General features: G+C 65.1%; 5 protein-coding genes. 1 reads left to right on the forward strand and 4 read right to left on the reverse strand.

The features are described 5' to 3' along the window. Positions 1 to 76: 76 nt before the first annotated feature. Genes N7650_RS18305 through N7650_RS18320 form a run of 4 tightly spaced genes read right to left on the reverse strand, consistent with a single transcriptional unit; the run spans position 77 to position 5954 of the window. Entirely contained in the window at positions 77 to 3094 is a 3018-nt protein-coding gene (locus N7650_RS18305; RefSeq protein ID WP_009404120.1) for a sarcosine oxidase subunit alpha, read from the reverse strand. After that, a complete protein-coding gene (locus N7650_RS18310; protein WP_009404116.1) occupies positions 3091 to 3420 on the reverse strand; it encodes a sarcosine oxidase subunit delta in 330 nt (109 codons plus the stop codon). Before N7650_RS18310 ends, N7650_RS18305 begins: the two co-directional genes overlap by 4 nt. Positions 3421 to 3434: 14 nt before the next feature. Continuing rightward, a complete protein-coding gene (locus N7650_RS18315) occupies positions 3435 to 4685 on the reverse strand; it encodes a sarcosine oxidase subunit beta family protein (protein ID WP_009404115.1) in 1251 nt (416 codons plus the stop codon). A 15-nt stretch (positions 4686 to 4700) separates the two neighbouring features. Next, entirely contained in the window at positions 4701 to 5954 is a 1254-nt protein-coding gene (locus N7650_RS18320) for a serine hydroxymethyltransferase (RefSeq protein ID WP_009404114.1), read from the reverse strand. A 341-nt stretch (positions 5955 to 6295) separates the two neighbouring features. Here N7650_RS18320 and N7650_RS18325 point away from each other — a divergent pair. Beyond that, positions 6296 to 7310, forward strand: a 1015-nt coding sequence (locus tag N7650_RS18325; RefSeq protein ID WP_279899435.1) for a low specificity L-threonine aldolase, incomplete at its 3' end; no start/stop codon positions are given.

The raw sequence follows: 7310 nt of genomic DNA on the forward strand, positions 1-7310 counted from the left end.
AGGTACTGCATGCACCGGACCCTGTGGGAGCTGGCTTGCCAGCGATGAGGCCATCACAACCCCCACAGGAACTCCGTCAAACGTTCTGCCGCTCACCTTTCGGATCGAAGAACACCGAAGAACAGATCTCCGCCTCGATCACGCTGCCATCGGCCTGCGGCGAGTAGACGCGCTGGCCCATGCGCTTGAGGCCGCCCTTGACCACGCCCATGGCGAACGAATAGCCCAGGGAGTTGGCGGCGTAGCTGGAGGTGACGTGGCCGACCATGTCCATCGGGATCGGTTGCTTCGGATCGAACACCAGTTGCGCACCCTCCGGCAGCCACTTGGTCGGATCCACCGGCTTGAGGCCCACCAGCTGCTTGCGGTTTTCGCGCACGCAGTCTTCGCGGTTCATGCCCCGCAGGCCGATCCAGGAGAACGGCTTGTTGCGGCCGACGCACCAGCTCATGTTGAGGTCGTCCGGGGTCATCGAGCCGTCGGTGTCCTGGCCGACGATGATGAAGCCCTTCTCCGCCCGCAGTACGTGCATGGTCTCGGTGCCATACGGGGTCAGGTTGTACTTCTTGCCGGCCTCGACGATCTTCTCCAGCACGCCCATGGCGTAGTTGGCCTGGATATTGACCTCGTAGGACAGCTCGCCGGTGAAGGAAATCCGGAACACGCGCGCCGGCACGCCGCCCACCAGGCCTTCCTTCCAGCTCATGAACGGGAAGGCGTCCTTGTCCAGGTCGATGTCGCTGACCTCGCTGAGCAGCTTGCGGCTGTTCGGGCCGGACAGGGTCAGGGTCGCCCAATGGTCGGTGACCGAGGTGAAGTACACCTTCAGGTCCGGCCATTCGGTCTGCTGGTAGATCTCCAGCCATTGCAGCACGCGGGCCGCACCGCCGGTGGTGGTGGTCATGATGAAGTGGTTGTCGCCGACGCAGGCGGTCACGCCGTCGTCGAAGACCATGCCGTCTTCCTTGCACATCAGGCCGTAGCGCGCCTTGCCCACGTCGAGCTTGGTCCAGGCGTTGGTGTAGATGCGGTTGAGGAACTCACGGGCATCGGGGCCCTGGATGTCGATCTTGCCCAGGGTCGAAGCGTCCAGCAGGCCCACGCTGTCGCGCACGGCCTTGCATTCACGGGCCACGGCGGCGTGGATGTCCTCGCCGGCACGCGGGAAGTACCACGGCCGTTTCCACTGGCCGACATCCTCGAACTCGGCGCCGTTCTTCACGTGCCAGGCATGCAGGGCGGTGAAGCGCACCGGCTCGAACAGGTGGCCGCAGTGACGCCCGGCAACCGCGCCGAAGGTGATCGGCGTGTAGTTCGGGCGGAACATGGTGGTGCCCATTTCCGGGATGGTGATGCCCATGGAACGCGCGGCGATCGCCAGGCCGTTGATGTTGCCCAGCTTGCCCTGGTCGGTACCGAAGCCCAGCGCGGTGTAGCGCTTGACGTGCTCGACCGACTCGAAGCCCTCGCGGGTCGCCAGTTCGATGGCGGCGGCGGTGACGTCGTTCTGCTGGTCGACGAACTGCTTCGGTGCGCGGGCAGTGCTCTTGTCGTGGGGTACCTGGAACAGCGCCACGGTGGCTTCTTCCTGGCGCGCCAGGGTCTTCGGCACGGTCACGGCCGGAGCCTTGAAGCCGGCCTCGGCGGCGGCGAGGGCGCCACCGGCAAAGCCGTCGGCCAGGCTGTCGCCCAGGGCGAAGACGCCATTGATGCCACCAACGCACACACGTTTCTGCGGCGCATCGCCCGGTACGAAGCCGAGGATGTCTTCACGCCAGACCGGCTTGCCACCCAGGTGCGAAGCCAGGTGCACAACCGGGCTGTAGCCACCGGAGCTGCCGATCAGGTCGCAGTCCAGCCACTCGCCGGGGCTGGTGACCTTGTGCGCTTTGACGTCGATGGCGGCGACACGGGCACCGGTCACACGCTTGCTGCCGCGGGACTCGACCACGGCGCTGGAGGTAAGGATGCGGATGCCCTTGGCCCGCGCTTCTTCCACCAGCGAACCGCGCGGGTTGTGGCGCGCGTCGGCGATGGCGACCACTTGCAGGCCGGCGTCGTGCCAGTCGAGGGCCACGCGGTAGGCATGGTCGTTGTTGGTCGACAGCACCAGCTTGCGGCCCGGGGCCACGCCGTAGCGGCGCACATAGACGGAAATGGCACCGGCCAGCATGTTGCCCGGCACGTCGTTGTTGGCGTAGACCAGTGGACGCTCGTGGGCGCCGGTGGCCAGCACCACGCGCTTGGCACGCACGCGGTGCATGCGCTGGCGCACCTGGCCGATCGGCGCGCGATCACCGAGGTGGTCGGTCAGGCGCTCGTGGATGGTGAGGAAGTTGTGGTCGTGGTAGCCGTTGACGGTGGCACGCGGCAGCAGGGTGACTTCCGGCATGCCCTTGAGTTCGTTGACCGCAGCGGAAACCCATTCGGTCGCCGGCTTGCCGTCGAGGCTTTCGCGGCTGTCGAGCAGGCTGCCACCGAACTCTTCCTGTTCGTCGGCGAGGATCACCCGCGCACCGCTGCGGCCTGCGGCCAGGGCGGCAGCCAGGCCGGCCGGGCCGGCGCCGACCACCAGCACGTCGCAGTGCTGGTTCATGTAGTCGTAGGTGTCCGGGTCGTTCTGCAGTGGCGCGCGGCCCAGGCCGGCTGCCTTGCGGATGTACTTCTCGTAGGTCATCCAGAACGACTGCGGGTACATGAACGTCTTGTAGTAGAAGCCCGGCGGCATCATCTTGCCGCCGACCTTGCCGATGATGCCCATGACGTCGTTGTTCACGCTCGGCCAGCCGTTGGTGCTGGTGGCCACCAGGCCGGAGTACAGCGCCTGCTGGGTGGCACGCACGTTCGGCACCTGGGTGGCTTCGCTGGCGCCGATCTGCAGGATGGCGTTCGGCTCCTCGGCACCGGCGGCGATGATGCCGCGCGGACGCGAGTACTTGAAGCTGCGCCCGACGATGTCGACGCCGTTGGCCAGCAGCGCAGCGGCCAGGGTGTCACCGGCATAACCCTGGTAGGTCTGGCCGTTGAAGGTGAAGTTCAGGACCTTGCTGCGGTCGATGCGGCCGCCGCTGGAAAGACGATAAACCTGGCTCATACCTTTTCTCCCTGGCCGTTGGCGACCAACTGCGGGGCGCTGCTTTTACCGGTGACTTGCGGCTTGGCGCCGATCTTGTAGGTTTCCAGGATCTCGTAGGTCACGGTGTCGCGGGTGGCGTTGAAGTACTGGCGGCAACCGGCAGCGTGGATCCACAGTTCGTGGTGCAGGCCGCGCGGGTTGTCGCGGAAGAACATGTAGTCGCCCCACTGCTCGTCGGTGCAGGCGTTCGGGTCCAGCGGACGCGGGATGTGCGCCTGGCCGGCCGAATGGAACTCTTCCTCGGACCGCAGTTCGCCGCAGTGTGGACAGAAGATGTGCAGCATGATGGATTCTCCTGTTAGTGGGCGACGGCGGCTGCGCCGTGTTCGTCGATCAGGGCGCCGTTGTGGAAACGGTCGATGGAAAACGGTTTGGCCAGCGGGTGCATCTCGCCCTTCGCCAGGCTGGCGGCGAAGACGTTGCCCGAACCCGGGGTGGCCTTGAAGCCGCCGGTGCCCCAGCCGCAGTTGAAGAACATGTTCTTCACCGGGGTCTTGGAGATGATCGGGCAGGCGTCCGGGCTGGTGTCGACGATGCCGCCCCACTGGCGGTTCATGCGCACGCGGGAGAGGATCGGGAACATTTCCACGATGGCCTGCAGGGTGTGCTCGATCACCGGGTACGAGCCGCGCTGGCCGTAGCCGACCCAGCCGTCGATACCGGCGCCGATCACCAGGTCGCCCTTGTCGGACTGGCTGATGTAGCCGTGCACGGCGTTGGACATGATCACGCTGTCGATGATCGGCTTGATCGGCTCGGACACCAGCGCTTGCAGCGGGTGGGATTCCAGCGGCAGGCGGAAGCCGGCGAGGCGCGCCATGTGCCCGGAGTTACCGGCGGTGACTACGCCAACGCGCTTGGCGCCGATGAAGCCCTTGTTGGTTTCCACGCCGATCACGGTGTTGTTTTCCTTGCGGAAGCCGATCACTTCGGTCTGCTGGATCAGGTCGACGCCCAGGGCATCGGCGGCACGGGCGAAGCCCCAGGCCACGGCATCGTGGCGGGCCACGCCGCCGCGGCGTTGCACGGTGGCGCCGATGATCGGATAGCGGGTGTTCTTCGAGCAGTCCAGGTAGGGAATTTCTTCCGCCACCTGTTTCGCGTTGAGCAGTTCGCCGTCCACGCCGTTGAGGCGGTTGGCGTTGACCCGACGCTCGGAATCACGCATGTCCTGCAGGGTGTGGCACAGGTTGTAGACGCCGCGCTGGGAGAACATCACGTTGTAGTTGATGTCCTGGGACAAGCCTTCCCACAGCTTCATGGCGTGCTCGTACAGATGCGCCGATTCGTCCCACAGGTAGTTGGAGCGCACGATGGTGGTGTTGCGCGCGGTGTTGCCGCCGCCCAGCCAGCCCTTCTCGATCACGGCCACGTTGGTGATGCCGTGTTCCTTGGCCAGGTAGTAGGCCGTGGCCAGGCCGTGGCCGCCGCCGCCGACGATGACCACGTCGTAGACCTTCTTCGGCGTTGGCGTGCGCCACATGCGCTGCCAGTTCTCGTGGTGGCTGAGGGAATGCTTGAAGAGGCCGAAGCCCGAATAACGTTGCATGATTCTTTGCTCCACTCAGCGGTAAACCGGGAAGTCCGCACACAGTGCCGACACGTTGCGCGCCACATCGGCTTCCACATCGGCGTCACCGAGGTTGTCGAGGATGTCGCAGATCCAGCCGGCCAGGGCCACGCACTGGGCAACCTTGAAACCGCGGGTGGTGACGGCCGGGGTACCGATGCGCAGGCCCGAGGTCACGAAAGGCGACTGCGGGTCGTTGGGCACGGCGTTCTTGTTGACGGTGATATGGGCACGGCCCAGGGCGGCATCGGCGTCCTTGCCGGTCAGGCCCTGGCGGATCAGGCTGACCAGGAACAGGTGGTTGTCGGTGCCGCCGGACACTACATCGTAGCCACGATCGATGAACACGCCAGCCATGGCCTGGGCGTTTTCGATCACTTGCTGCTGGTAGGCCTTGAAGCCAGGCTCGAGGGCTTCCTTGAAGCACACGGCCTTGGCCGCGATCACGTGCATCAGCGGGCCGCCCTGGGCGCCAGGGAAGACCGCGGCGTTGAGCTTCTTCTCGATCTCTTCGTTGGCCTTGGCCAGGATCAGGCCGCCACGCGGACCGCGCAGGGTCTTGTGGGTGGTGGTGGTGACCACGTCGGCATACGGCAGCGGGTTCGGGTACAGGCCGGCGGCGACCAGGCCGGCGACGTGGGCCATGTCGACGAACAGCAGCGCACCGACCTTGTCGGCGATCTGGCGGAAGCGCGGGAAGTCGAGGGTCTTGGAGTAGGCGGAGAAGCCGGCGACGATCATCTTCGGCTTGTGCTCGACGGCCAGGCGCTCGACTTCGTCGTAGTCGATCAGGCCGGTGTTGGTATCGATGCCGTATTGAACCGCGTTGTACAGCTTGCCGGAGGAAGACACCTTGGCGCCGTGGGTCAGGTGGCCGCCGTGGGCCAGGCTCATGCCCAGGATGGTGTCGCCGGCCTGCAGCAGGGCCAGGTACACCGCGCCGTTGGCGGAGGAACCGGAGTGTGGCTGGACGTTGGCGTAGTCGGCGCCGAACAGCTGCTTGGCACGCTCGATGGCCAGGGCCTCGACCTTGTCCACATGCTCGCAACCGCCGTAATAGCGCTTGCCCGGATAGCCTTCGGCGTACTTGTTGGTCAGGCCGCTGCCCTGGGCCTGCATGACGCGCTTGCTGGTGTAGTTCTCCGAGGCGATCAGCTCGATGTGATCTTCCTGGCGTTGCTCTTCGGCGTTCATGGCCGCCAGCAGTGCATCGTCGTAACCCTGGATCTGGTCTTGCTTGCTGAACATCGCATTTCTCCCGGCAGCGGTGGGGCTCTTATTTAAGTGGAACCCGTGTCATTGACGGGTGTCCTTTGCAGCGATGGTATGACCGGGACGGCCCTGCCAGATGCCTGCGCACGCCACGCAAAGGTGCGTTTACGACATTGTTTTGTCTTGTTTGCGATAGTCGCTCTTTCGGGCCTCATCGCTGGCAAGCCAGCTCCCACAGGTGCGGCGTGTACAGTCCCTGTGGGAGCTGGCTTGCCAGCGATGAGGCCCCTGAAAACGACATCGAAACCAGGTTGTATAGGCAACCTGACAGGCCATGCTTTAGAGTGCTCCCCTGCCTTGCTAACAGGACCCGAGCCATGACAGAACAAAGCCAGCAATTCGCCAGTGACAACTATTCCGGTATCTGCCCGGAAGCCTGGGCCGCCATGGAAAAGGCCAACCAGGGTCACGAACGCGCCTACGGCGACGACCAGTGGACGGCCCGCGCCGCCGACCATTTCCGCCAGCTGTTCGAAACCGACTGCGAAGTGTTCTTCGCCTTCAACGGCACCGCGGCCAACTCCCTGGCCCTGTCGTCCCTGTGCCAGAGCTACCACAGCGTGATCTGCTCCGAGACTGCCCACGTCGAGACGGACGAATGCGGTGCGCCGGAATTCTTCTCCAACGGCTCGAAGCTGCTCACCGCGCGCAGCGAGAACGGCAAGCTGACGCCGGCATCGATCCGTGAAGTGGCGCTCAAGCGCCAGGACATCCACTATCCCAAGCCGCGCGTGGTGACCATCACCCAGGCCACCGAGGTCGGTAGCGTGTACCGCCCGGAAGAACTCAAGGCGATCAGCGAGACCTGCAAGGAACTGGGGCTGAACCTGCACATGGACGGCGCCCGCTTCGCCAACGCCTGCGCCTTCCTCGGCTGCTCGCCGGCGGAACTGACCTGGAAAGCCGGGATCGACGTGCTGTGCTTCGGCGGCACCAAGAACGGCATGGCGGTGGGTGAAGCGATCCTGTTCTTCAACCGCAAGCTGGCCGAGGACTTCGACTACCGCTGCAAGCAGGCCGGGCAACTGGCCTCGAAGATGCGCTTCCTGTCAGCGCCCTGGGTAGGCCTGCTGGAAAACGGCGCGTGGCTGCGTCACGGGCAGCATGCCAACCATTGCGCGCAGTTGCTGAGCGGCCTGGTGGCGGATGTCCCGGGGGTCGAACTGATGTTCCCGGTGGAAGCCAACGGGGTGTTCCTGCAGATGCCGGAGGCGGCGCTGGAACAGCTGCGGAATAAAGGCTGGAGGTTCTACACCTTCATTGGCAGCGGTGGGGCGCGGTTCATGTGTTCGTGGGACACCGAGGAAGCCCGGGTGCGGGAATTGGCGGCGG

Origin of the sequence: Pseudomonas sp. GD04058 (assembly GCF_029836855.1) — a bacterium.
In the GTDB taxonomy this organism is placed as follows: domain Bacteria; phylum Pseudomonadota; class Gammaproteobacteria; order Pseudomonadales; family Pseudomonadaceae; genus Aquipseudomonas; species Aquipseudomonas bharatica.